This is a genomic window from Chloracidobacterium sp., assembly GCA_016715795.1.
GTDB lineage: Bacteria > Acidobacteriota > Blastocatellia > Pyrinomonadales > Pyrinomonadaceae > OLB17.
Genome location: JADJXP010000001.1, coordinates 203,344 through 227,770 on the forward strand (window position 1 = coordinate 203,344; position 24,427 = coordinate 227,770).

A 24,427-nucleotide genomic window follows, 5' to 3' on the forward strand; every position below is an offset into this window, starting at 1 on the left:
CGAAGTCCCAAGTTTTATTTATCTTTAGTTCGGGCAAATCCCGTTCACGCTCGTCATAGGCTTTGTTCAGATATTCGATCGTCTTTTCTTTGTCTCTATTCCGGCAGACCCATTCGTTTCAGCAGGTCCTTAAATCGCGGGTCGTCGCGGAGTGGTTCGAACCGGCTCTCCCACCGAATCGCGTTCAATCGGCTATCCCGCGTTTGGAAGTCTTTTTCCAGCCATTCGAATGCCTTATCTTTTTCGCCAAGTCCGGAATAGACAGCGGCTGCGTCGTTAGCTGCCGTCGTCTTTCGGACATATTTATCTTCGAGTTCTTTCGCAACGGCCATCGCTTCGGCTCGCATTCCGACCGCACCAAGGACAAACCCGAATTCGCTTAGAACGATATTCTGTCTATTGGTCAGTTCCACCGCCTTTTCCATCGCCTTAACTGCCTCTTCTTTTCGCCCAACTTTTAGGTACGAAAGCCCCAGATATTCGTATCCCCGACCGTAATTTGGGGCGAGTTCTATGACCTTTAGCGATTTCTTTATGGCTTCGTCGTGGTTGTTCTGCAATTGGTACATCATCGAAATATTGACACCAATTGAAGGCGATAGCGGGTCGAGTTCCGCAGCCCGCCTTATGATCTTTGCCGATTCCTCATATCTTCCCTGGTTCTTCAAGAGGATCGAGTACCAGTGATAGGCCGTTGCATAGTTTGGATTGATCTCGATAGCCCGTTTGTATTCGCGTTCGGCCTCTGTCCATTGCCACAGCTGGACATAAAGAATTCCCAGGGTTGCGTGCGGTTCTCCTAGCTGGTCATCAATGGCAATAGCCCGCTCGGCGTAAGCCTTCGCTTGCGGCAACGATTCGCTCGACGGAATTCCAGCGTACTCAGGCAACAAAACGTAACAGTCGGCAAGACCGGCGTAAGCAAGCGCGAAGTTTGGGTCTCGGTCAGTCGCCAATTTGAACTCCTCAATGGCCTTTCGAATGTTCTCCGCCGTCCGTCGATTCCAGTAAGTTCGTCCCTTCAAGTACGCCTGATAGGCTTCGTTGCTGTCGGTGTATTTTTTGGTGATGCCTTTTGTCTCACTACCAGCGAGTTTAAGTTCGAGCTTTTGCGTGATGGTCGTTGCGATCTCTCGCTGCGTTGCAAGCAGATCGGCCATCTTCCGGTCGTATTGCTCGGCCCAGAGAACCTTGCCGCCCTTTACATCGATCAACTGAACGCTGATGTTCAGGCTCTCGCCGACCTGCGAAAGCCTTCCGGTCATCACAGCATCGACGCCAAGCTCGCTCGCGACTTTTGCGGTATCGTCGGCCGCACCCTTGTAGCGCATCACCGAACTCGTCGGGCTGACCTTCAAATTCGGCAACTGCGACAGCCGATAGATAAGCGAGTCGGCGAGGCCATCTGAAAGATAGTCGGTGTCCGCACTTCCGCTGCGGTTCTCGAAAGGCAGGACCGCGATCGAATTGATCTGCTTAGAATTCGCCGAAGAGAAATATCGATAACCTAAAAATCCGCCGAGAACGATCACGGCGATACTCAATGCGATCAACAGCGGCTTCGCCGCTATATTTGCGGAAAAGCTCTGCGTTTCCGAAAGTCCGCCCAATGATTCCCGAGGCTCCGCCTCCGCTCCGGTATGAAGTATCGCCGTCTGCTCGGTTGTATGAACCTGAGCCATAGTCGGCGACTCGGACGCAGTGCCGCCTAAAGACGGGACTCCAGGCCCGGACAAGATCGCCGTCGCGGGTTCATCGCCCGCACCAGACCCGCTCGCCGGGCCAAAGAGCAGCTCCGAGCCGTCGTCGAGACAAAAGCTCATCGAATCGTCGTTATAATCTCTTCCGCACTGCGGGCATCGTTTCATCGTTGTCTCTTCTTCTTTGGTTCAAGAAAGCCAATCTTGCGTTTTAGGTACTTCGGGTCGCGCATGATCTCGCTTAGCAAGCCCGAAACGACGCCGAATTTCTGCCCGTGATAGTCGGTCACTTTTTCGAGTTCCTCGACCCGGTCGGCGAGTTCCTGATACAGTTCGAGCATCGCCCGCATTTTCACGAATGCCCGAACAACAAAAATGCTTGCCTCGACTGCCGTCTGACTATTCAACACACTAGCCAGCATTACGGCACCGTGTTCGGTGAACGCGAATGGGGCGTATTTGATGTTTGAACCGCGTTTCGATCCTGTTTTGTTCAAGGTCACAGATTGTGATCTTGAACGTTCCAACTCCGCTATCTCGGATTCTGAGAGCTCAAATAAAAAATCCTCGGGAAAGCGTTGTCTGTTTCGCCTAACTGCCTGTTTAAGAACGCGAGTCTCGACCTGATAGACCTCAGCCAAATCGCTGTCCAACATTACGCGCTGATCTCGAATAACAAATATCTTGTTTTCGATTTCTTGAATGACAGCTAATTCTGTATCAGGCTTTTTCATCAATTCATTTTGTTCTAAGGTCCCAATTTGCGACCTTAGACGTCATTCCGGGATCCCGACTCGTTTGACCAAATCCTTAAATCGCGGGTCGTCTCGCAGAGAACTAAGTGGAAGTCGAATCTTGAGTTCCGCGATCTGCGGTTCGCGTTGATCGTAGGCTTTGTTCAGGTATTCAAACGCTTTATCCTTGTCCCCGAGACGGGCATAGTCGACCGCAATTCGAAAGGCCGGCAGATAAGCATTTTTATCTTTCTCAAGACTCGATCTCTGACTATACAGTTGAATGTCTATTTGCTTTTGCACAAAAGCCTTATAACCGTCTTTTTCAAAAGCTAGTTGGAGGTCCTTGATGTTTTCAGGGCTGGAGCCGATGAGCTTGAGCTGGACAAGGCGTTGCTCGACGGACTCCGAATACATACCATTGGCCTCATAAATGTCGGAGAGGTTATTGCGAGGACCTTGAGCGTCCGGAAACAACTCAATGGTTTTCTTAAACTGAACAATTGCTTCGTCAGACTTTCCTCTAAATTCAAGTACTCTGCCCTTGTTGTTATTTATGATCATTGACAACGGGTCAAGTTCCAACGCTTTGTTTATTTCCGTTAGTGCCTTATCGCTAATGTCCTGATAGAAATAAACCTCGGACAGCCATTGATAGGCAGATGGATACTTTGGGTCGAGTTCGACCGCTCTCTTTAGTTCACTCTCAGCACCTTTAAGATCGTAATCATAGTTGGTTACGATCTGACCGAGCGAAGCGTGTGCTTCCGCCAGATTCGGGTCAATTTCGAGGGCTTTTTGTGCCGCCTGTTTTGCCAGCGGCATATATTCGCTTGGCCTGAAATTGCCGTAATAGGGCATCAAAGCCAACGTATCGGCGAGTCCCGCGTACGCGAGTGCGAAGTTCGGGTCAGCAGCGATCGCTTGCTGGAAATACTCTCTGGCTTTTTGAAAGTCATCGGTGTTTCGTTTGTTCCAATGAAACCGCCCTTTTAAGTAAAGCTGTTGTGCTTCGGAACTGGCCGTGTTGGTCTTGCCGACTCGCTCTTGTTCGGTCGCCGTTAATTTCAAACGAAGTTTGTCCGAAACAGTTTTGGCGATCTCGCTCTGCAATGAAACGAGGTCTGATTGTTTGCGGTTGTAGGTGTCGCTCCAAATCACATCCTGCGTTTCGGTATTGACCAATTCCAAACTCAATTTCAGATCATCTCCTCGTTGGGAAACTCTGCCCAATAAAACAGCTTGCACCTTTAATTCTTCACCAATTTTCTTCGGCGAAGCCTCTTTGCCTTTGTAATAAAAAACCGTGCTTCTTGCCTTGACCGACAAATTCGGAATGTTCGACAAACTGCTGATCAAAGTTTCAGTCATTCCATCGCTCAGATATTCAACGTCGGCATTTCCGCTCTCATTCACAAACGGCATTACAGCGATCGATTCGATCTGTTTCGCCTGAGTGAAAAATCGATAACCAAAAAATCCGCCGAGCACGATGACAGCGGTGGCAAGCGCGATCAATAGCGGCTTTGCCGCTCTATTTGCGGAAAAGCTACGCTTTTCCAAGGGGTCACCTAGACTCCCTTGAGGCTCCGCCTCCGCTCCGGTGTTAAGGATAGCTGTCTGTTCAGTCGTATTAATATGTGCGCGAGTCGGAGCGTCCGTCGAGTGCAATTTGGCAGTCTGTGGCTCATCGAACTGGCCGCCCGCTGACGCAGGCGGTTCCGACTTGCCACTCGCCGGGCCTTCGAGGAGTGCATTGCCGTCATCAAGACAATACAGCAGAGTATCGTCGTAATAATCCCGCCTGCACTCAGGGCATCGTTTCATAGTCCTAAAAGTATTCTCAGACGATCTTCGACCAACTCGACAGTTTGGTTTGAGACTTTTCCCAAGCGTCGTACCAGCCGTGATGTTGAGATCGAGCGAACATCTTCACACTTCACAAAACTCATCATTGTCAAACCACCTTCAGGCGGCTGGACTTCGACATGAAGCGGGATGCCCTTCGCTTTTGAAGTGATCGGAATCACAATAACTAGTTCAGCGGAGCCGTGATTAAATTGATCGACCGAAATAATCAAGGCTGGGCGCATGCCGGCCTGTTCGCGTCCCTTCGTCGGATCAAGGCTGACGAGCCATATCTCGCCGCGCGATGCCTGAATCATTCTTTATCAACTCCATCCAAAAGCGTGTTTTCCCACAGCTTGCGTTCGTCTGACTCTTCACTCCAAGCTGCTTGATCGGCTTTTAGCGCAGAAAATGCTGAATTGGTCGCTTCCAGCATCTTCCGTCGGCGCAGGTCTTCTATTGCCTGATCGATCACCGATTGCATCGATTGACCTTTGGCTTTGGAAAGAGTCTTCAATATCTGATAGCTATTCGAGCTGATACGGACGTTTACACTAGACATAATTCTCTTATCTCAGGGCATGATGTTACAGTTATGTGGCCTATTCTGTCAACATATTTGCATACATATAGTGATACATAAGATCAGGAATTCGAATTTATCAAATGGATCATTCCGTCAGATTCATACGTTTCAGCAGGTCCCTAAAGCAGCGTGTCGTCGTAATAATCTCGTCGGCATTCAGGGCAGCGTTTCATAAGATTCAATTCCTAAAATCCAACACGCCGAAGCAATGCCTGATATCGCGGATCGGAACGGAGCGGCTCGAATTTCACGTCAACCTTCAAGAACGGCAGCCAGATCGCCTGCTCCTCAATCGCTTTGTCGAGCCAGGCAAATGCCTGCTCATCATCACCGAGCGAAGCGTATATCTGTGCAAAGTTCAGGGCCGAAACATTGCCCTGCGTCGATCGCTGCTCAAACTCGTTAAGAATTCCAATCGCTTTCTCACGCTTCCCGGCCCTTGCATAGACGTAGCCTGCGACGGCGAGTGCCTGTGGGTCCATTGCTTCGGGTTTTGTCTCCTCAATGGTCTCCATCGCCGAGTTGAGGTCGCCCGCCTGGACATATGCCTCGGCAAGAAAGCTTTGCGAGACAGGATATTTCGGATTCATTTCAAGTACATCCAGAAACTGGGCGATAGCCCGTTCTGTCTGTCCTGCCCAGTGAAGGCTGACGCCGATCGCGTTATTATTCGGCGGCGATAATGGGTCGAGTTCGTGCCCCCGACGCGACTGGACGAGGCTCTCGTCAAATCGCCCCATCAGTGCGAGAAACCATCCATACCACATATGCACCGATGCGTTACCGGGATTTAAGGCGATAGCCCGCTTGAACTCGGCTTCGGCCGCAGGATAATCCCAGTCGAAGTACATTTTGATAAGCGCCAATGAGTTGTGAGCCTCGGAGAGGGACGCATCCAATGCCAACGCCTTATCGGCGGCTTTTCTCGCCTTTTGCCTTGCATCGCCGGATGAGAAGGAAAAGAACAAGAGTTCCGTATAAGCGTCAGCCATTGCTGCGAACGCCGATGCATACTCAGGGTCGATCGCGATCGCCCGCTCAAAGTTCCCGACTGCCTTCTCAAAATCTGTAGGCGTCCATTTGTTAAAGTGTGAAAGTCCTCGCAGGTAGTATTCGTATGCCTCGGGGCTTTGAGTGTGGTGCTTGAGCATAGAAGTTTTCTCATCACCGAGGAGTTTTATTTTTAAGGCATCGACCACAGCCACCGCGATCTCGTCCTGAATGTCAAAGATATCTTTCATATCGCGGTCGTAGCGCTCCGACCACAGTTGATAACCGTCCGCTGCGTTGACGAGCTGCACGTTGATCCGCAATCGGTCTCCGGCTCGCCTGACGCTGCCTTCGACAACCTTGCTGACGTTCAACGCGTCGGCGATCTCGCTTAGCCTTATATCTTTTCCTTTGAACAAAAAGGTCGATGTCCGGGCTGCGACCTTAAGGTCTTCGATCCGTGCCAATGCGTTCAGAAGCTCTTCGGACAAACCATCGCAAAAATATTCGTTGTCGGCATCAGCACTTACATTTGTAAACGGCAATACAGCGATCGAATTTGTCGCTCGTTTACGCGACTCGGCCGAGTCGAAGACCGCGGTCTGCTTTTCCAGCAAAGGGTCGAACGCCCTTGACAATATCGCTGTCGCCGGCTCGTCCGTCACCGTCCCCTGCACGAGCGATGTGCCGTCGTCGAGGCAATAGAGCAGCGTGTCATCAACGTAATCTTTTCTGCATTCAGGGCAGCGTTTCATATTGGTTTCATCGCGTAGCGATGGCTGAGTTTAGCCGTGGGTTTCAACCCACGGAATGTTAAATGAAATTGTCCGCGTCGCGTCAGCGACGGATGAAATATCCCGTCATTTCAATCGTCGCTACGCGACGAGAACATCCGTTATCGATGATCTGTGGGTTAAAACCCACGGCTAAATTCATTTTGCCGCTACGCGGCATATACGATCCTTCCTACATTCAGGACATCGTTTCATATTATTTCAGTTTCTTGACGCTTGAACTCTTCACCAAAGATGTCATTTGCGTTATCGCGATCGCGTTGAGTTGTTTCAAACGGACACTTTGAGGGAGATCATGTCTGATCAAGATCGCGCTGATGCTTTCGAGATTAGACAATACAACAAGCTGTTCGATAGTCGCGTGATCTCTAATGTTCCCCTGCAAGTCAGGATTTTCGTCTCGCCATTGCTTCGCCGTTTTGCTAAACAAAGCAACGTTCAGAAGATCGGCTTCAGTGGCATACACAATATTTATCTGAGATTTGGAAAGCTCTGCCGGAATCAAGTTCTCCTTGATCGCGTCTGTGTGAATTCGATAGTTGATCTTGGCAAGAGTTCTCTGAAGATTCCATTCGAGACTGAGGCGGTCGTTTTCTTCGTCCTTTAATCTTTGGAACTCAGTGATCAAATAAAGTTTGAACTCCGCGCTGATCCATGACGCAAACTCAAAGGCGATATCCTTGTGAGCGAATGTTCCGCCGTAGCGCCCTGCTTTTGAAACGATGCCGATGGCGTTGGTCGTTTCGATCCACCGTTTTGGCGTGAGGGAAAAACTGTTTGAGCCTGCCAGATTTTTAAACCCATCGAATTCGATGGAATTGAAACCCGGATTATGAATCTGTTCCCACAACCCAATGAATTCAATCGTGCTGCGATTTCTCAACCAATTTTGCAGAATGTAGTCACTTCTTTCGGAGTCACGATGACGCGCGATATCAGTCAGTGAGATGTAGTCCTTTTCGCCGCTATTAAAAACGGTGATTTCCGTGCCTTTGACCTCGATTTTCCGATTCTTCATAGTCTCGTCTGCATCAAACGATTCTCCCGTTCACTTCACCTTCGCACCTGACTTCTCCGAAACCGCTCTATTGCGGAAAAGCTGCGCTTTTCCGAAGTCTCACTAATACTCTTTTGCGGCTCCGCCGCCGCTGTCGTGTGGATCTGCGCACGTGTTGCTGCTTCGATCGGCGGTTCGGTCGAGTGCAAAATAGCGGTCTGAGGCTCATCACCGAACTGACCGCCCGCTGACGCAGGCGGTTCTGACAAGATCGCCGTTTGCGGCTCGTCGGGTGACGGCACCGAACCCTGCACGAGCGCAACTCCATCTTCGAGACAGTAAAGCAAACTGTCGTCAATATAATCTCGCCTGCATTCAGGGCAGCGTTTCATTGGTGTTTTGTTGATGAGTTTCAAGTTAGTTTGCTCGTCTGTTGCTTTGCAGTCAACCTTTTATAGCAAAAGAAAAAGCCGCGGAAAGCCGCGGCTTCTCTCTAAATAGCTTCTACGTGATCTATCGCCCGATGCCGTAGATATACGGCGCGATGATGAGTGAGACGATGGACATCAGTTTAATGAGGATGTTCATCGATGGGCCTGATGTGTCCTTAAAAGGATCGCCGACGGTGTCGCCGGTAACCGAAGCTTTGTGGGGCTCCGAGCCTTTGAAGACGGTCTCGCCGTTGATCTCGACGCCTTTTTCGAATGATTTCTTGGCGTTGTCCCAAGCGCCGCCGGCGTTGTTCTGAAAGATGCCCATCAGCACGCCAGAGACCGTAACGCCCGCGAGCAGTCCGCCGAGCACCTCGGGGCCGAATGTAAATCCAACCACGACCGGCGTGATCAGCGCGATGGCGCCGGGCATTATCATTTCGCGGATCGACGCCTTGGTCGATATCGCAACGCACTTTTCATACTCAGGCTGTGCCTCGTATTCCATGATGCCCGGTATCTCGCGAAACTGCCGCCGCACCTCCTGCACCATGTCCATTGCCGCACGGCCCACGGCCTGGATCGCCAGTGCTGAGAAGATGAACGGTATCATCCCGCCGATAAACAGGCCCGCGAGCACATTGGCCTTATAAATATCGATACGTTCGATGCCCGCGATGCCGACAAAAGCAGCAAACAGTGCCAACGCCGTCAGCGCGGCCGATGCGATAGCAAAGCCTTTTCCGGTAGCAGCGGTTGTGTTTCCGACGGCGTCAAGGATGTCTGTTCGCTCACGAACTTCGGCGGGAAGCTGACTCATTTCGGCGATGCCGCCTGCGTTGTCGGCGATCGGCCCAAACGCATCGATAGCCAACTGCATCGCGGTCGTCGCCATCATACCGGCCGCCGCGATCGCCACGCCATAAAGCCCCGCAAAGTAATACGACGCGACGATCCCGCCGGCAAGCGTAATGACGGGAATGACCGTCGATTTCATCCCGACCGAGAGGCCGCCGATGATGTTTGTTGCGTGGCCGGTCGATGATTGCTGCACGATCGACATCACCGGCTTCTTGCCCATAGCCGTGTAATATTCAGTGACAAAGCTCATGATCGCTCCGACGACGCTGCCGACCACAATGGCCGCGAAAACACCGTTGCGTGTAAAGCCCGCACCTCGCGCCGAGTTTGCCCACGTCATCGTCTCGGGCAGCATCCACATCACGACGAAGTATGACGCGATCACCGTGAGGATGATCGAGGACCAGTTGCCGATGTTGAGGGCGTTCTGGACGCTAGATCTGTCATCGCTGATCCTGACGAAGAATGTTCCTATGATGGAAAAGATCAGCCCGAGCCCGCAGATGATCATCGGCAGCAGGATCGGCGACATGCCGCCCAGGCTGTCAGCCGCCTTGATCTCCTGGCCCAGCACCATCGTTGCGAGGATCGTCGCAACATATGAACCAAAAAGGTCGGCGCCCATGCCCGCAACGTCACCGACGTTGTCGCCCACGTTATCTGCGATGGTCGCCGGATTGCGAACGTCGTCCTCAGGAATGCCCGCCTCGACCTTGCCGACAAGGTCGGCACCGACGTCAGCAGCCTTTGTATAAATGCCGCCGCCGACACGTGAGAACAGCGCGATCGATTCCGCACCCAGCGAAAAGCCCGTCAGCACCTCGATGGCGGTCGAAACCTGTGTTGCACCAAGGCCCGCAAACATCGCCATAAATACAATGAACAGTCCGCCGAGGCCCAACACTGCGAGGCTCGCCACGCCGAGGCCCATCACCGTTCCGCCGGTGAATGAGACCTTCAGCGCCTGTTTCAGGCTTGTGCGAGCGGCCTGTGTTGTGCGGACGTTGGCCTTCGTCGCGACCTTCATGCCGATAAATCCGGCTGTGGCAGAGAACACAGCACCAATGACAAAGGCGACCGCGATCACCCAATGCGAATGTATCTGCCGCCCGCCGATCTCATGGATCGTCCCCGAATATGCCAGCAACGCCGCCGTGATCACGACAAAAATGCTGAGCACTCGCCACTCGGCTTTGAGAAATGCCATCGCGCCATCCGCAATGTGCCCGGCAAGCTCCTGCATCGTCTTTTCGCCGGCGTCCTGACGGCCGACCCATGCCGATTTATAAGCCATCACCAGAAGGCCGATGATCCCAAATGCAGGCGCAAGATAAATAACGTAACTGTTCATATGTTAGATACTGAGCTAAATCTCAAAATCATTGATTATAGGCATTTTCACCACAAAGGCACAAAGGGCACAAAGAAAAGATCGCCCTCATCTTTGTGTCCTTTGTGTCTTCGTGGTGATTCTTATCAGTCACACCGCCACTGGCCCGCGACGCGTTTGGCGAATGCTCCGTCGCCGCTGCCGCCCTGTGTGCAGATGCCGGATGAATTCTTCCGACAGTCCTTGCAATACAGGAATGCTCCGTCCTTGACCGGCGGCCTGACGCCCTGGCCGGCCGTCCATGCGGTGATGTCGCGGAAGGTGATATTTGGGTCAAACTGCATCAGGCCATTGCCGATCTCGACGTTGTAGCCAAAGAAATTTGGCCGCCCCTCGATCTTGTTTGGCCCTGTGTCCTCGCCAAATCTGCCTGTCTCAAACATCCGCCGCCCGCCAAACGGCCCCGGATTCGCGACGGTCCGTCCCTGTTCATCAGTACAGCGGCCGGGCAGCACCTGCGAATCGTAACAGTAACGGTCGCCGACCGAATTGATCGTCACGCTCGGCTCGGCATCGATCGTCTTGGCGAGATAAAAGTTCCCCGTCGAGTTGTAGTTAAACCGCCCGTTCAGATCTACCTTGTCGCCGAAAACGCTGCCGATCACGTTGACCATCATTGATGTGATCGACCCGACCGGGCTTGTATAGATGCTCCGCTCGCTCCGCTCCGAGCCTGACGAAACGACCGTCAGCGACGTTCCCGTCACCATCGTCAGGAACGTCCCGCCGATATGTGTGCCATAGTTGTACCCACCGCCAAACGTCTGCTCGACCAGCACGATCCCTGCCTTTTGCAAGTAAATGCCGTCGCCCGGAGGATTTTGCTTTGAGTAGCTGAAGAATGAATTGCTGATCTTCCAGTCCGTATTGTAGGTATCTACCCAGATGCCGGTGCCGTTGTTGATGAACATGCCCTGATCGACCAGCACATAATCGAACTGCCACCCGCCGCAGTGCTGCTCGGCCGTGTTGCACCGCTCATCGTTCGCATTGTGGACGTAAATGCCCTTATCAAGATTTTGGAACGTGACATTCTCTATCTTGATGCTCTGGCTCGTATTCGGTTCCTGCTGGCCCATTTGGCCTTTCATTATCCATTTACCGAGCCCCTCGATACCGTAATTGCCGCGGTTCTGCCGAGGCATCTCGCCAAAGAGTGCCGAATTGCCAAGCAGTTCCATATTCTGGACCGTGACATGATTAGTGCAGCCACCGATGCGAAAGATCGTCTGGTTGTCATGCCTCAGTCTGAGCCGCGTCGATCCGCGTCGCGATGGCAGATTTGTCGTCGGGATCGACGCGTTCGCGCCGCTGCCCTGCAAGACGATGCCCGACGGCAGCGTTATGGCCTGATAGCTCGGGTCGCGGCGATTGCCGTCGAGCGTACCGACAATATAATCACCGTCAGGAAAATACAGTGTCCCGCCCTGTCTGACCGCGATCACGGCGATGGCATTCCTGATCGTATTCGTCCAGTCTGCCGGATCCGAGAACACATATTGCGGCGTTGGCCCTGGTGTCCGTGTGACAGGACGAAAGTCCTTTACGTTGAAAAAGCCCGTGTCCTTCGTCGTCGGATACCACAGATACACGGTGCCGTTCCTCAGTTTTACGTCGTAGAATGGCTCCGGCCCCTCAAAGCACCACGATCCCGTCGTGTGATTGATGTTGAACGAATTCGTGCCCGACTTTGTCGCGCCGTCGCACGCCGTCAGCCCCGTTGCCGGTGTTCGCTGTTGGGTCCCGGCGATAAATACGTCCACAGAGTTACCGTTTCCCGCTGACGGCTGATACTTGACCGGACAAACACCTGTAATGTCCGCCTCAACGACGAGCGAATAACCATCGAACTTATTCTGAGCGTAACCGCTTGAAAATAGAACAAATAGGGCCGCAACAATGGCGATGGGCCGGAACACATTCTGCATCTTGTAACTCAACACTCCTGCAAACTCGTTTCTGCTATACTAACGCAAATCTCACTCATGGCCATTCACACCATCACGGTCGCGTCGTCCGCACGCGAAGAGATGATCGACATTACGTCGAAAATTGCGGAGTTGCTCGACGCGTCGGGAGACGGTATTTGCGTCGTGTTTACGCAGCACACAACCTGCGGCCTGACCATCAACGAGAACGCAGATCCAGACGTCCAATCCGACATGCTGGGCTTTCTCCGGCGGCTGATCCCGCAGTCCGAGCCGAATTTCAAACATTTTGAGCACAACTCCGACGCGCACATCAAATCATCCATTGTCGGCTCGAGCGTGACGATACCGTTCGAGAATGGTAAGCTCCTGCTCGGCCGCTGGCAGGGCGTTTACCTCTGCGATTTCGATGGGCCGCGTGAACGCAAGGCCGTTGCAAAAATTATCGTCTGTTAGATCAAATTACTTGCTATTTATGCAACATCCATGCCATAATGTCCAAACTCGGGTCAACATTTTGCAGTTCGATCAGAAATCTTTGCGGGACAGTGGGACAGATGAGGAAAAAACTAGCAAACCCAACAAATACAACAGTTAAACCTGTCAGACCGTGTCCCAAAACTGTCCCAGCGTGGGACAGCCATCTCGGAGCCATTACGAACATGCGGGCTACTAATTTGGACCGCATATTGTGTATAATTGCCTGCAACGAAAGGAGATATGTGTATGCCAACGACTGATCCGTTCGTCGATGCCTACATTGACAAGGCAGAGGATTTTGCAAAGCCGATCTTGCGGCACATCCGCAAGCTGGTGCACGACGTTTGTCCTCACGTGATCGAGACCAAAAAGTGGAGCTTTCCGCATTTTGATTACAAGGGCTTGCTGTGTTCGATGGCGTCATTCAAGCAGCACTGCGCATTCGGGTTTTGGAAGCAATCACTGATCGAGAACGGCAGCTTCCCGGAGAAGACCGCCATGGGCAGCTTTGGCCGCATCACATCGCTTGCGGACCTTCCAGACGATAAGACGATGAAAGCGCTCATCCGCGAGGCCATGCGGCTCAACGACGAAGGGATCAAGGTCAAGAAACCAGCCAAGGAGAAAAAGCCGCTGGACGTGCCCGACGTTCTCCTCGAACAGCTCGCAAGCAACGAGAAGGCCGCCGAGACCTTTAACGCATTTCCGCCAAGCTGTAAGAAGGAATACATCGAGTGGATAACCGAGGCCAAGACCGAAGCCACCCGCGACAAACGCCTCGCCACGACCATCGAATGGCTCAGCGAAGGCAAACGGCGCAACTGGAAATACGAAAATTGTTAAGGATTTGAACCGCTAAATATACGAAATCAACGAAACTAACCACGCTCCGTTTCGTCTATTTAGCGTTTTTCGCGGTTAATTGATCTTATGGCAGAACCAATACTTGTAGCAAAAAACACCGGAGCCGAGTTCTTTATGCTCCCGCAGATGTCCAACCGCCACGGCGTGATCACCGGCGCGACCGGCACGGGAAAGACCGTCACCCTGCAGCGCATCGCCGAGGGCTTTAGCATGCGCGGCGTGCCGGTCTTTATGGCCGACATCAAGGGCGACCTGACCGGCGTAACGCAGCCCGGCGGCGGCAATGCAAAGATCGACGCTCGCAACGAACTGCTCGGCATCACGCCGACATTCGAGGGCTTTCCCGCGACTGTTTGGGATGTCTTTGGCAAACAGGGCCATCCGCTGCGTGCGACCGTTAGCGAAATGGGGCCGCTGCTGCTGTCGCGGCTTCTGCAATTGAATGAAACGCAGGAAGGCGTGTTGACTATCGCCTTTAAGTGGGCCGATGACAACGGCCTGCTGCTGCTCGACCTCAAAGACCTGCAGGCGCTGATGACCGCCGTCGGCGAACATGCTGACGAGCTCACGCTGCAATACGGCAACGTCTCGGCCGCATCGGTCGGCGCCATCCAGCGCGGCCTGCTCCAGATCGACGAACAGGGCGGCGACCTCTTCTTCGGCGAGCCGGCCGTGCGCCTTGAGGACTTTATGCAGACGCTCGGCGGCAAAGGCGTCCTCAACCTGCTCGCCGCCGACCAGCTCGTCCAGGCTCCCAAGCTGTATTCCACTTTCCTGCTCTGGCTGCTCTCAGAACTCTTCGAATCGCTCCCCGAGGCCGGCGATCTCGACAAGCCAAAGCTGGTCTTTTTCTTTGACGAGGCTCATCTGCTGTTTAATGACGCGCCGAATGCGCTTGTCGAAAAGGTCGAGCAGGTCGTGCGCCTGATCCGTTCAAAGGGCGTCGGCGTCTATTTTGTGACGCAAAATCCTGCCGACATCCCCGAAAAGGTCCTCGCCCAACTCGGAAATCGCGTGCAGCACGCCCTGCGGGCATACACGCCGCAAGAGCAGAAAGGCGTTCGAGCCGCCGCGTCGTCGTTCCGAGTCAATCCAAAGATCGACACCGAGACCGTGATCACCGAACTTGGCGTCGGCGAAGTGTTGATCTCAACGCTCGACGAAAAAGGCGTTCCGACCGTTGTCGATCGCGCCTTCGTCGTGCCGCCCGTCGGCCACATCGGCCCGATCACGCCCGAGCAGCGGCAGCAATTGGTCGCCAATTCGCTGGTCGCAGGCATCTACGACAATGCCAGCGACCGCGAATCGGCATTCGAACTGCTCAAGGTAAAAGCCGAGGCCCGACTCGCTGAGGAGCAGGCCGCCGCCCAAGCCGATGCTGAGGCCGAAGCCGCAGAAAAAGCTGCAAAAGAAGAGGCCCGTGCCTCACGCCCCACGGCCCGCCGCTCAGACAGCGTCGTCGAATCATTCGCCAAGAGCGCCGCCCGCTCCGTCGGCACAAACATCGGCCGCCAGATCGTCCGTGGTGTGCTCGGCAGCATCTTTGGCGGCAAGAGCAAGAGCAGTTGGTTCTGAGAAGATCAAACCGGAGGCTCCGGCCTTTCACAACCAAACTCCTGAACGATCAGGATCATGGCCAGGGCACATTCTGTCTGGCATCGAGAAGCCCGGAGGAATAGGCTTATGCCATCTACTATCAAGAAAGTCTTCAAGTGGTCCGGTATTGTGTTCGGTATCGTGGTACTCATCGCCATCGGCCTCGGAATCTATATCTATACATTGATCCCAAAGCCGATCGGCGAAAAGCCCGTGCTCCAATCAGAGTTGTTCACGAAACCTGAGAGAGAACTTCCGGTTGCAGGCAAGTTTGTCTATAAATCGGCGACGGAGCTCGCGGCGATGATCAAGAACAAACAGGCGACCTCGGCCGAGATCGTTCAGGAACACATCAATTACATCAAGAACAACAATTACAAGACGAATGCGTTTGTCTGGCTGTTCGAACAAGATGCTCTGGACGCCGCTAAAAAAGCCGACGAAAAGGTCGCAAAGGGCGAGCCGTTGCGACTGCTCGAAGGTATTCCGGTAAGCATCAAGGAAGAGTTTGCCGTCAAGGGCAAGCCGCATACCTGGAATGCCGAAATGTTTCAGGGCGTTATCGCTCCGAAAAATTCGGGCGTCGTCGATGCGATGATCAATGAGGGAGCGATCATTTTGGGCACAACGAATGTCCCCAAAATGCTCTTTGACGTTCAAACGATAGGCGAGATCTACCCGACCGCAAACAATCCGTATGACCTGACGCGAACGCCCGGCGGCAGTACGGGCGGCGGTGCTGCGACGGTCGCTTCGGGATTTGTACCGATCACCATGGGCGGCGATTTTGGTGGAAGTATTCGCATACCGGCTGCCGATTGCGGTCTGTACGGTCTTAAGACGACCGACGGAGCCACACCGGACTTTGGCGGTTCGCCGGGCGAACCGGGCGATCCGAAATACCACAGAATGATGGTTCCCGGACCGCTTGCGCGCACGGTTGACGATATCGATCTCGCATGGAACGCGATGATGAACAAATGGCCCGAGCAAAAGGCCAAAATGCTCGAGCCGAAAGGTGAACTGAAGGACTACAAGATCGCATACCTCGACGAATGGAAATTCGGCAGCGACAAGATGCTGGTGAGCAAAGACATCAAAGATGCTCTGGAGAAATTTACCGGAACGCTCAGCTCGAACAATGTTTCTGTGGCTAATGACCAGCCTGCGGATTTTGACAAAATGGTGGCGATGCATCGATTGCTGACGATCTATGTAGCGTTCGAAAAAGTGCCATGGCTGTTTCGCCAGTTCGTCATTCGGGATTTCAAGAGTGCGGATAATCACCGCATTGATATGGCAGAGGTTTACGACCGAATGTCCGACCTCGACCCGGCCAAATATGACGATATCCTAAAACGGCACAACGCTCTGAGAGATCAAATGGAAGCGTTCCTTACTAAATACGACTTTCTGATCCTGCCCGTCGCATCAACGGTCGCTATCAAACACAACCCCGAACACACGCCGATCTCAGTTGACGGCACGAATATTGATTATTGGGACAATTTCTTGTATCCCGTCGTCTTTAACGCGACCGGCCATCCGTCACTAACAGTACCGCTCGGCTTAAATGCCGATGGCCTGCCGATCGCCGTCCAAATTGTTGGGCCGCTGAACTCCGAGAAACGATTGATCGCATTTGCGAAACTGATCGAACCGCTTCACACCGGGCATGTAAAGCCTGGGGTTGAATAGGATGACCTCACACGAACATCAGCGGTGAGCAAGAAATTAGTAGAGCAAATACTGCTCCCTTTGATCTTTGAAAATTTGTAAACCATCATGCCAGCCGGAGATGATCGTCTCGAGTGACTGGCCGACTTCGATCGCCTTGCGGATCTTATCAGTGCCGCAAACCACATCGAACGGGTTCTTGCCGAATTCGTATTCGTAGTCGCCCTGCTTCCATTGGAAGTGGTCGGTGTAGAGATCGTAGGCGGTCTTGATCATTGCGATGCCGACGATCACGGGCGTAAACGCTTCGCGATCCGTGACGTGGATCTGAACGCCGCCGCAGGTCTGGCGGGCCCATTTCTGAAATGTGGGCTGGAAGTAGCACGGACGAAAGATGACGCCATCAAATGGGTAAGCATCTAAGGTCTCGGCCCATTGGTAAGGATCGATGAACGGAGCACCATTCAGTTCGAATGGCTTCGTCGTGCCGCGGCCTTCGCTGAGTTCGGTACCCTCGAGAAAAACGGTCGCCGGGAAGACGACGCATGTATCGACGGTCGGAGTGTTTGGTGACGGCGGCACCCACGGCAGGCCAGTGTCCTCAAACCACATGTCGCGGCTCCAACCGTCTATCTCAATGACCTCGAGATCGCAGCCGATACCAAAATGTTCGTTGAACATTTTTGCAAGCTCGCCACACGTCATTCCGTGGCGTGTCGGCAATTCGTATTGGCCCACGAACGACGTGAATGAGCTCTCGGTGACATTGCCCTCGACGTGGACACCGGTGATCGGATTCGGCCGGTCGCATACGACGACGCGCTTGCCGTATTTCGCGGCGGCGATCATGCAGTTTGCCATCGTGTAGATAAAGGTGTAGATACGGCAGCCGACGTCCTGCATGTCAAAGACGATCGTGTCGATATTCGCGAGCATCGCCTCAGTCGGTTCGCGCGTTTCGCTGTACAGCGAATAGACGGGCAGGCCGGTGCGCGGATCCGTCGCATGATCGGTCTCGATCATGTTGTCCTGCACATCGCCGCGAATGCCGTGCTGCGGACCGAAGTATGCTGTCAGGTTGATGTCGTCCCGCGCGGCAAACACATCCGCGACGAACGTGAGATCGGGCAGCACCGACGCCTGATTGCAGACCAGCCCGACCCGCGTTGCTCGTATCGCATCGAACCTCTCATCCAACAACCGCTCGATACCGAGCCGAACCTTCCGTTGCGTCATATCAAAATAATAGCCCAAGCTTTCGCTCGGGCTATATGTAAACCTCAAAGGTCATTTTGAAACTACTTCTTCTTAGCGGCCTTCTTTGCCGCAGGCTTCTTCGCGGCCGGCTTCTTGGCTGCGGCCTTCTTCGCCGGAGCTTTCTTAGCGGCCGGCTTGGCAGCTTTCTTAGCAGCAGCCTTCTTCGGTGCCGGCTTAGCTGCGGCCTTCTTCGCCGGAGCTTTCTTAGCAGCCGGCTTAGCAGCTTTCTTTGCAGCAGCCTTCTTCGGTGCCGGCTTCTTGGCCGCGGCCTTCTTCGCCGGAGCTTTCTTGGCGGCCGGCTTGGCATCACCGCTCACGATCGCAGCACCGGGAGCATGCTTGGCTACCGAAGCGATACCGTTCTCCATCGCCTTTGTGGTCTTGTACATCTCGCTCTTGCCGATGGCCTCGCCGTTGGCGGCCTTCATCACAAAGTACGACGAACCGTCCTTCGCTTTCTTCCGCTCAAAGCGTTTTGCGTTGCCGGCGTTCTTGGCGACCGACGCAGCTCCATTCTTGGCAGCAGCAGCCGTATTGTACGCCTCGCTCGTCAAGATGACCTGGCCATTGCTGGCCTTCAGATTGAAACGAAACTTGCCGGTCTTACCCGACTTGATCTCAAATTTTCCTGCCATTTAATATCTCCTTCTATTAACTGATTTGATCAAACCCCAATTCAGCGAATAAATATGTCATAGACCGCGCGCAATGGCAAGGCAAAAAACGCCTCATGTGCGTGCGGCTATGCGTCAGCGGTCGAGGCGTCCGGAGCATTTTCTTTCACCGAGCGAATTCCATTCTCCATTGCCGACTCCGATTCATACATCTCACTCCTGCCGATGACCTGGCCGTTGCTCGCCTTAAGATTAAAATACGGCTTACCGTTTGATGACATCTTCCGCTCGTAGCGAGCATCATCCGCAGAGTTTCGACGAACCGAGTCGATGCCGTTCTCGGCCGCCGCCTTTGTCTCATACATCTCGCTCGATAGTATGATCTGCCCGTTCCCGGCCTTTAGGTTAAAGTGAACCTGGCCGCTCGCCGATGTCTTTATTTCAAATTTACCCGCCATTATGTCTGCTCCTGTAAGTTATTCAAGAAAGTCGTGTCCCATGTCGCGCGGCACAAGATTGTTCGAGCGAATGATACGAACGCATTCGTTCCATCTGAGTATCGAATCGTCATTACCTTACCGTTTAGGACTTGTAAAGTTCTACCGCGAAAGCGAGGGCGAAGTCAAAGACCAGCATCGCAACGCAGATAATCGAGTGGCACTTATTGCCGTTGCCGCCGTCCCTATTGCCGTTCGCTTTAGCGAACGGTTCATGCTCATTATCTGTTTTGGGCTTTGGCCCAACCCACTCGTTTTTGGCCTAAAGCCATGTAGTTTGTAGCCAACGGCAATTCAGCGCACACGCCCAAACAGCTCCGTCATCTCCCGTAGACGTCCGGCCAGATCGTCATCTAATTGCCCGTCGCAGAGCTGCCATTTCCAATTGCCTTCAACGGTCGCGGGCGTGTTCATGCGGGCCTCGCTGCCGAGGCCGAGAAGGTCCTGGGCCGGCGCGATGACCGTGTCAGCGACCGACGACCAGATGCCGCGGAGCATCGAATCACAAATGCCGCGGCCTGATGCGGAGAGATACTTCCGCGCGTGCGCCTTTACGTTTCGCGGTGCCGTGCGGTACCAACCGCCGACGGTGTCGTTGTCGTGGGTGCCGGTGTAGGCGACGCAATCGTTCGGGTAATTGTGCGGCAGGTCGCGGTTGCGGGCATCGCCGCCAAAGCCGTACTGCAATATCCGCATTCCCGGAAAGCCGCACTCGGCACGCAGTGTCTCGACCTCGGGCGTCAGCGAGCCTAGGTCCTCGGCGATCAGCGGCAGTTCGCCGAGACGCCGCTTCAAAACCGCGAATATCTCGCGGCCCGGCACGTCTTTCCACTCGCCGTTCTCGGCCGTCTTTTCGCCGCCGGGCACTTCCCAATTGCGGACAAAGCCGATGAAATGATCCAGCCGCGCGATATCGACAGTCTTGAGCGTCCATGCGACGCGTGCCGTCCACCAGCCCATGTTGTCGGCGAGCATCGTCTGCCAATCGTAGATTGGATTGCCCCAGAGCTGGCCCGTCTTTGAAAAGTAGTCCGGCGGCACACCGGCGACGACGGTCGGGCGGCCTTCGTCGTCGAGTTTGAATAGTTGCTGATTGCACCAAACGTCCACCGAGTCGTACGCCACAAAGATCGGGATGTCGCCGATCACGTGCACGCCGCGCTCGTTCGCGTACGCCTTGACCGCCATCCATTGGCTCCAAAACAGGAACTGCCCAAACCTGACCGCCTCGATCTCGCGTGCCCATTGCGAACGAGCTTTGTCGAGCGCATCGCGCTCGCGCCGCCGCAAAGGCGCCGCCCAGTCCGACCACGCGGCCTGCTCGTGGGCGTTCTTCAACGCCATGAACAACGCCAGGTCGTCGAGCCACCACGCGTTCTCGCGTACGAACGTCTCATACGCCGCCCGCCGTCCGAAACGCCCCTCGGCCCGGAACTGCTCAAACGCCTCGCCCAGCACGTCTTCGCGATCATTCCCCACCGAGCCTTCTTCTATCAGCCCGTCCTCGGCGAGCTTCAATACCGAGATCAGCGACGTATTCCCGCCAAACGCCGACAACGCCGAATACGGCGACTCGCCCGCCCGCACGAGGTTCAGCGGCAATATCTGCCAATACGCCTGCCCCGCCGCGGCCAGCCAGTCCACAAACCACTCCGCCGCCCCCAGATCCCCGCCCGGCAAAGACGTCGGATGCAACAAAATACCGCTGGCGCGTGGAAATCTCATGTCCGATTCGATGCTGTTAGGTTATCACTCAGCGGCATCTTTCTCTTCGCGGCTTGCCGCTCTATTTGCGGAAAGGCTTGCTTCTCGTACGCTCGCACCGACGCCATCCTCCTCGCGGCTTGCCGCTCTATTTGCGGAAAGGCTTGCTTTTCGTACGCTCGCACCGACGCCATCCTCCTCGCGGCTTGCCGCTCTATTTGCGGAAAAGCTTGCTTTTCCGTAAGCTTGCCAAAAAAACGCGCGGCTTGCCGCCGCCCAACCGTCCGCCATGTTTAAGATATCGAGAGACCAGCCCGCCTACTATCTCACCTCGGTCACTCACAACCGGCTGCCGATCTTCCAAACCGACAAACTCAAACAAGTCGTAGCAAACGCCTTCGACGAAGCACGACGCTCGGGCGGCTTTCTACTGTTAGCGTATGTGATCATGCCCGACCATAGCCACGTATTGACAGACGACTCGAGAGAAATGAAGGACGTTCTCCGATTTCTTAACGGCATCTCAGCACGTCGCATCATCAACTATCTGAAAGAACACGAACTCGAATCTTCATTACAAAAGCTGCGGATCGCCGAACGTAAAGACGAGCAGAGGTTCTCCGTTTACGCACATCACCCAAACGCGATCCGCATCACCGGCGAGGACGCGTTCATGCAAAAAGTGAATTACATTCACCAGAATCCTGTCCGCGCGGGCCTTGTCGAGCATCCTGATGATTATCTCTATTCAAGCTCCCGCCAATGGCATAACCGTGCTCTGCCGGACGAACCCTTGATCACCGATCATCACGAGATCACCTGGCGATAGCGGTGGACCTGTTCGAATTGATTTCTAGCGGATTGCCGCTCTATTTGCGGAAAAGTTTACTTTTCCGATAAGCCCTAATTTCCATCGCGGCTTGCCGCCGCCTAAACTTTCGGCAGCGGCAACCCGTAAATCTTCAAAAGCATCGTCGGAAAGGCAAGCCTTTCCGCAAATAGAGCGGCAAGCCGTCGGAATGAGAAGACCTCACGCCGGTGGGTGAAGATCCACTTTTCGCAGCTTCTTGAAAGCCTCGTTCTTCGCGGCTTGCCGTCCTATTTGCGGAAAAGTTTACTTTTCCGGTAGGCCCTAAATTCCTTCGCGGCTTGCCGCCGCCCAAACTTCCGGCGGCGGCAAGCCGCAGGACTATTAAAGCGTCGCCGGAAAGGCAAGCCTTTCCGCAAATAGAGCGGCGAGCCGCCGGAGTGAAAGGGCCTCCTGCCAGCGGGCCGAGCACAAAAACCTCCGGGGTGAGCACAAAACCCTGGGGGGTTCACCAAAACCCGGCGACCCAAGTCCTCAGGACGGCGACCCACGGCCACAGAACAGCGTCCTGCGGCCACGCTCCGGGCGATTTTCACTGTTAGTTGTTAGTTATTCCTTGTTTCCAGCATTATTTCCATAACAAGGGCCGTGATCACCGCCGGTCACGGCTTGGTCGAAAACTATTAGCAACAATAGTATGATTATCACAATCCGATCCTGACTTGACCTATGAAGAAATATCTCGTTGGCGATGCATTCAATCTGATCAAGGAACTGCCCGATGAGAGTATTGACCTGATCCTGACGAGCCCGCCATACTGGGGCCTACGAACCTACGGGCAGGAGCATAATTGGGCAACGCTACGCGCGTGGGAAAAGGAAAAGCCGCGTTGGGAATCTCCTTCTTACAAGTGGTATCGCGAACATGGAGGGGTTCTTGGTCTCGAACCCTTACCCGACTGGTTTATTTCTCATCTAGTTGAATTCTTTGAACTCTCGAAACCAAAACTGAAGGCTGGGGGTAGTCTCTGGGTTAATCTCGGCGATACCTATTTCGCTCGCTGGTCGAGCATCCGTGACGCGGGGCGACAAGGTCTTGGTTCGGACATTCGGACACGCCGAACCACGCCAATGGGACGCTACCTGCAGGAAAAGCAGTTGTTATTAATTCCGTCCCGATTTGCTATCGCGATGCAAGAGGCGAAATGGATACTCAGGAATGACCTAATCTGGTCAAAACCGAATATTCCGCCCGGGCCAAAACGGGACAGACTCCGTTTATCGCATGAGCATTTCTTTCATTTTGTGAAGAAACCGAAGGAAGGCCGAGCGGCATACTACTATGACGTGGATGAGGCGGAAGCGGACCTTGATGTTGTGATATGTAATGTAAGACCTGGCCAGAACGGACATTCAGCAACTTTCCCACGTGAAATTATCGCTCCGAGAATCAGTTCATCGTGTCCTGAGTTTGGAACGATGCTTGATCCCTTTTGTGGTAGTGGTGCTTCAGTTGAAGCGGCGGCTAGTCTCGGGCGTAACGCAATAGGATTCGAAATAGTTGAAAAATTCTTACCGAGAGAGACCCGTTATGCCACAGGGTAGAAACTTTATTGGCGAGTGGTTTGGCCATCGAATATTTCCAACGATCAAGGCATCTGAACAGGACATTTCGGATTTTCTTTCGCATGAATGTCCGTTTCTGTCACAAGTACTTCGCGAATCCCGCAAGTGTGTTAAGAGTGAGAATTCCCTAGGCGTTTGCACCATCACCACTACAACAGTGGAAACAAAAGACTGGATGGTGTGCCCTTACCGATCGCTCGACCTGCCCTTTCTCAACCGAGTAGCAAGACGTCTTTTTGCGATTGATGGGGAAATTCTTGTTTACCCGGTCGTATCGCTCGCCGAGCGGATCAATGAGCTGAAAGAGGCATACGCAGCGGGCGTTACACCGATTGTATTTTTTCAAGATAAGCTTGGGGGTGAAATAAATCTTTCGGCCACTCCCCAGAGCCCAGAACTCTCCTTTGACATAACCCTTGTTCCCTTGCGTTTTGTTGATGACGAGATTAGATTTCGCAAGTTCGGGATTTATGAAGTTCAAACGATGGATTTCCATGGATCCTATCGCCACGCAGTCACTGCGCTGAGAAATGCCGTTGACCTGCATCAAAAAGACTTCACAAAGGTTCTGGCCGCAAACCCCGAGTGGATGGGACGGAATATTGAAGGACCCAACATAGCGAATGTTTTTAAGAGAACGTTCTATCAGTTGGTGCTCAAGTTTCGACTTGCAGGTCATGGAGAATGCGAAGGCGTCGCGCTGGGACTTCCAGCGGCCGTTTGGGATAGCTGGGCTCCGCACTTGAACGCGCCCGTTTTGGTTCCATTCGAGGATTATTTTGTCCTCGAAGGAACCGAACCTGGACGGCTCGCCAATTCTTGGATTTACGTCTTTGAAACCGAGACCGCCTCTGAGGGCTCACGGGAATCGCTTGGTGTTCGGAACGCGATTCGTGTCGATGTTGGAGCTTTACTCGCAAATGCTTTCAATGACGTTCCCGAATACATCACCACTAACCTAATAACCTTTATTCACCAGAGCATTCTTAGTCGAATGAAGCAGGCTTATCCCCAAGTCGAACTCGACGATCGCGCGTGACGGTAT

22 protein-coding genes are annotated in these 24,427 nt (G+C 53.6%); 7 read left to right on the forward strand and 15 right to left on the reverse strand.

Features of this window, described 5'->3' with window-relative positions:
• Positions 1–95: 95 nt before the first annotated feature.
• The 10 genes from IPM59_01020 to IPM59_01065 all read right to left on the reverse strand — a co-directional run bounded on the left by IPM59_01020 (position 96) and on the right by IPM59_01065 (position 12,274).
• Positions 96–1,868 carry a tetratricopeptide repeat protein gene (locus IPM59_01020; protein MBK9214175.1) on the reverse strand — a complete coding sequence of 591 codons (1,773 nt, stop codon included), beginning with the start codon at positions 1,866–1,868 and terminating at the stop codon, positions 96–98.
• The gene (locus IPM59_01025) at positions 1,865–2,434 is read right to left on the reverse strand and encodes an ORF6N domain-containing protein (protein ID MBK9214176.1); all 570 of its coding nucleotides are present in this window, start codon (positions 2,432–2,434) and stop codon (positions 1,865–1,867) included. Before IPM59_01025 ends, IPM59_01020 begins: the two co-directional genes overlap by 4 nt.
• A gap of 42 nt (positions 2,435–2,476) precedes the next feature.
• On the reverse strand, positions 2,477–4,261 hold the full coding sequence (locus tag IPM59_01030; GenBank protein ID MBK9214177.1) for a hypothetical protein: 1,785 nt from the start codon (positions 4,259–4,261) through the stop codon (positions 2,477–2,479).
• Positions 4,258–4,599: a type II toxin-antitoxin system PemK/MazF family toxin gene (locus tag IPM59_01035; GenBank protein ID MBK9214178.1), complete on the reverse strand. Its 342-nt coding sequence runs from the start codon at positions 4,597–4,599 to the stop codon at positions 4,258–4,260. Before IPM59_01035 ends, IPM59_01030 begins: the two co-directional genes overlap by 4 nt.
• A complete protein-coding gene (locus IPM59_01040; GenBank protein ID MBK9214179.1) occupies positions 4,596–4,844 on the reverse strand; it encodes a hypothetical protein in 249 nt (82 codons plus the stop codon). The genes IPM59_01035 and IPM59_01040 overlap by 4 nt, the downstream gene beginning before the upstream one ends.
• A 209-nt stretch (positions 4,845–5,053) precedes the next feature.
• Positions 5,054–6,613 carry a tetratricopeptide repeat protein gene (locus IPM59_01045; GenBank protein ID MBK9214180.1) on the reverse strand — a complete coding sequence of 520 codons (1,560 nt, stop codon included), beginning with the start codon at positions 6,611–6,613 and terminating at the stop codon, positions 5,054–5,056.
• A 235-nt stretch (positions 6,614–6,848) separates the two neighbouring features.
• The gene (locus tag IPM59_01050) at positions 6,849–7,670 is read right to left on the reverse strand and encodes a KilA-N domain-containing protein (protein MBK9214181.1); all 822 of its coding nucleotides are present in this window, start codon (positions 7,668–7,670) and stop codon (positions 6,849–6,851) included.
• Between the two features lie 35 nt (positions 7,671–7,705).
• Positions 7,706–8,041 (reverse strand): hypothetical protein, encoded by a 336-nt coding sequence (locus IPM59_01055; protein MBK9214182.1) that lies wholly within the window; start codon positions 8,039–8,041, stop codon positions 7,706–7,708.
• A 121-nt stretch (positions 8,042–8,162) separates the two neighbouring features.
• The gene (locus tag IPM59_01060; GenBank protein ID MBK9214183.1) at positions 8,163–10,292 is read right to left on the reverse strand and encodes a sodium-translocating pyrophosphatase; all 2,130 of its coding nucleotides are present in this window, start codon (positions 10,290–10,292) and stop codon (positions 8,163–8,165) included.
• A gap of 125 nt (positions 10,293–10,417) precedes the next feature.
• Positions 10,418–12,274, reverse strand: coding sequence for a hypothetical protein (locus tag IPM59_01065; protein MBK9214184.1), 1,857 nt, complete (start codon positions 12,272–12,274; stop codon positions 10,418–10,420).
• Between the two features lie 42 nt (positions 12,275–12,316).
• On the opposite strand from IPM59_01065, the gene IPM59_01070 reads away from it, so the two are divergent.
• The 4 genes from IPM59_01070 to IPM59_01085 all read left to right on the forward strand — a co-directional run bounded on the left by IPM59_01070 (position 12,317) and on the right by IPM59_01085 (position 16,897).
• Positions 12,317–12,715, forward strand: coding sequence for a YjbQ family protein (locus tag IPM59_01070; protein ID MBK9214185.1), 399 nt, complete (start codon positions 12,317–12,319; stop codon positions 12,713–12,715).
• Between the two features lie 270 nt (positions 12,716–12,985).
• Positions 12,986–13,582 carry a YdeI/OmpD-associated family protein gene (locus IPM59_01075; GenBank protein MBK9214186.1) on the forward strand — a complete coding sequence of 199 codons (597 nt, stop codon included), beginning with the start codon at positions 12,986–12,988 and terminating at the stop codon, positions 13,580–13,582.
• A gap of 87 nt (positions 13,583–13,669) precedes the next feature.
• On the forward strand, positions 13,670–15,178 hold the full coding sequence (locus IPM59_01080; GenBank protein MBK9214187.1) for a DUF853 family protein: 1,509 nt from the start codon (positions 13,670–13,672) through the stop codon (positions 15,176–15,178).
• Between the two features lie 108 nt (positions 15,179–15,286).
• Positions 15,287–16,897: an amidase gene (locus IPM59_01085; protein ID MBK9214188.1), complete on the forward strand. Its 1,611-nt coding sequence runs from the start codon at positions 15,287–15,289 to the stop codon at positions 16,895–16,897.
• A 36-nt stretch (positions 16,898–16,933) separates the two neighbouring features.
• Here the strand turns inward: IPM59_01085 and IPM59_01090 are convergent, their stop codons facing one another.
• From IPM59_01090 to IPM59_01110, 5 genes are all read right to left on the reverse strand, one after another.
• The gene (locus tag IPM59_01090) at positions 16,934–18,112 is read right to left on the reverse strand and encodes a DUF1343 domain-containing protein (GenBank protein ID MBK9214189.1); all 1,179 of its coding nucleotides are present in this window, start codon (positions 18,110–18,112) and stop codon (positions 16,934–16,936) included.
• Between the two features lie 62 nt (positions 18,113–18,174).
• Complete coding sequence (locus IPM59_01095; GenBank protein MBK9214190.1) at positions 18,175–18,768, reverse strand: YegP family protein; 594 nt, start codon at positions 18,766–18,768, stop codon at positions 18,175–18,177.
• Between the two features lie 107 nt (positions 18,769–18,875).
• Positions 18,876–19,205, reverse strand: coding sequence for a YegP family protein (locus IPM59_01100; GenBank protein MBK9214191.1), 330 nt, complete (start codon positions 19,203–19,205; stop codon positions 18,876–18,878).
• Between the two features lie 333 nt (positions 19,206–19,538).
• The gene (gene malQ, locus IPM59_01105) at positions 19,539–20,969 is read right to left on the reverse strand and encodes a 4-alpha-glucanotransferase (GenBank protein MBK9214192.1); all 1,431 of its coding nucleotides are present in this window, start codon (positions 20,967–20,969) and stop codon (positions 19,539–19,541) included.
• 24 nt (positions 20,970–20,993) lie between these two features.
• Positions 20,994–21,239, reverse strand: coding sequence for a hypothetical protein (locus tag IPM59_01110; protein MBK9214193.1), 246 nt, complete (start codon positions 21,237–21,239; stop codon positions 20,994–20,996).
• Here IPM59_01110 and IPM59_01115 point away from each other — a divergent pair.
• The 3 genes from IPM59_01115 (at position 21,238) to IPM59_01125 (ending at position 24,421) form a co-directional block, all read left to right on the forward strand.
• Positions 21,238–21,777 carry a transposase gene (locus IPM59_01115; protein MBK9214194.1) on the forward strand — a complete coding sequence of 180 codons (540 nt, stop codon included), beginning with the start codon at positions 21,238–21,240 and terminating at the stop codon, positions 21,775–21,777. The genes IPM59_01110 and IPM59_01115 overlap by 2 nt on opposite strands.
• Positions 21,778–22,485: 708 nt before the next feature.
• A complete protein-coding gene (locus IPM59_01120) occupies positions 22,486–23,361 on the forward strand; it encodes a site-specific DNA-methyltransferase (protein MBK9214195.1) in 876 nt (291 codons plus the stop codon).
• Positions 23,348–24,421, forward strand: coding sequence for a hypothetical protein (locus IPM59_01125; protein MBK9214196.1), 1,074 nt, complete (start codon positions 23,348–23,350; stop codon positions 24,419–24,421). Before IPM59_01120 ends, IPM59_01125 begins: the two co-directional genes overlap by 14 nt.
• The last annotated feature ends 6 nt before the right edge of the window (positions 24,422–24,427 follow it).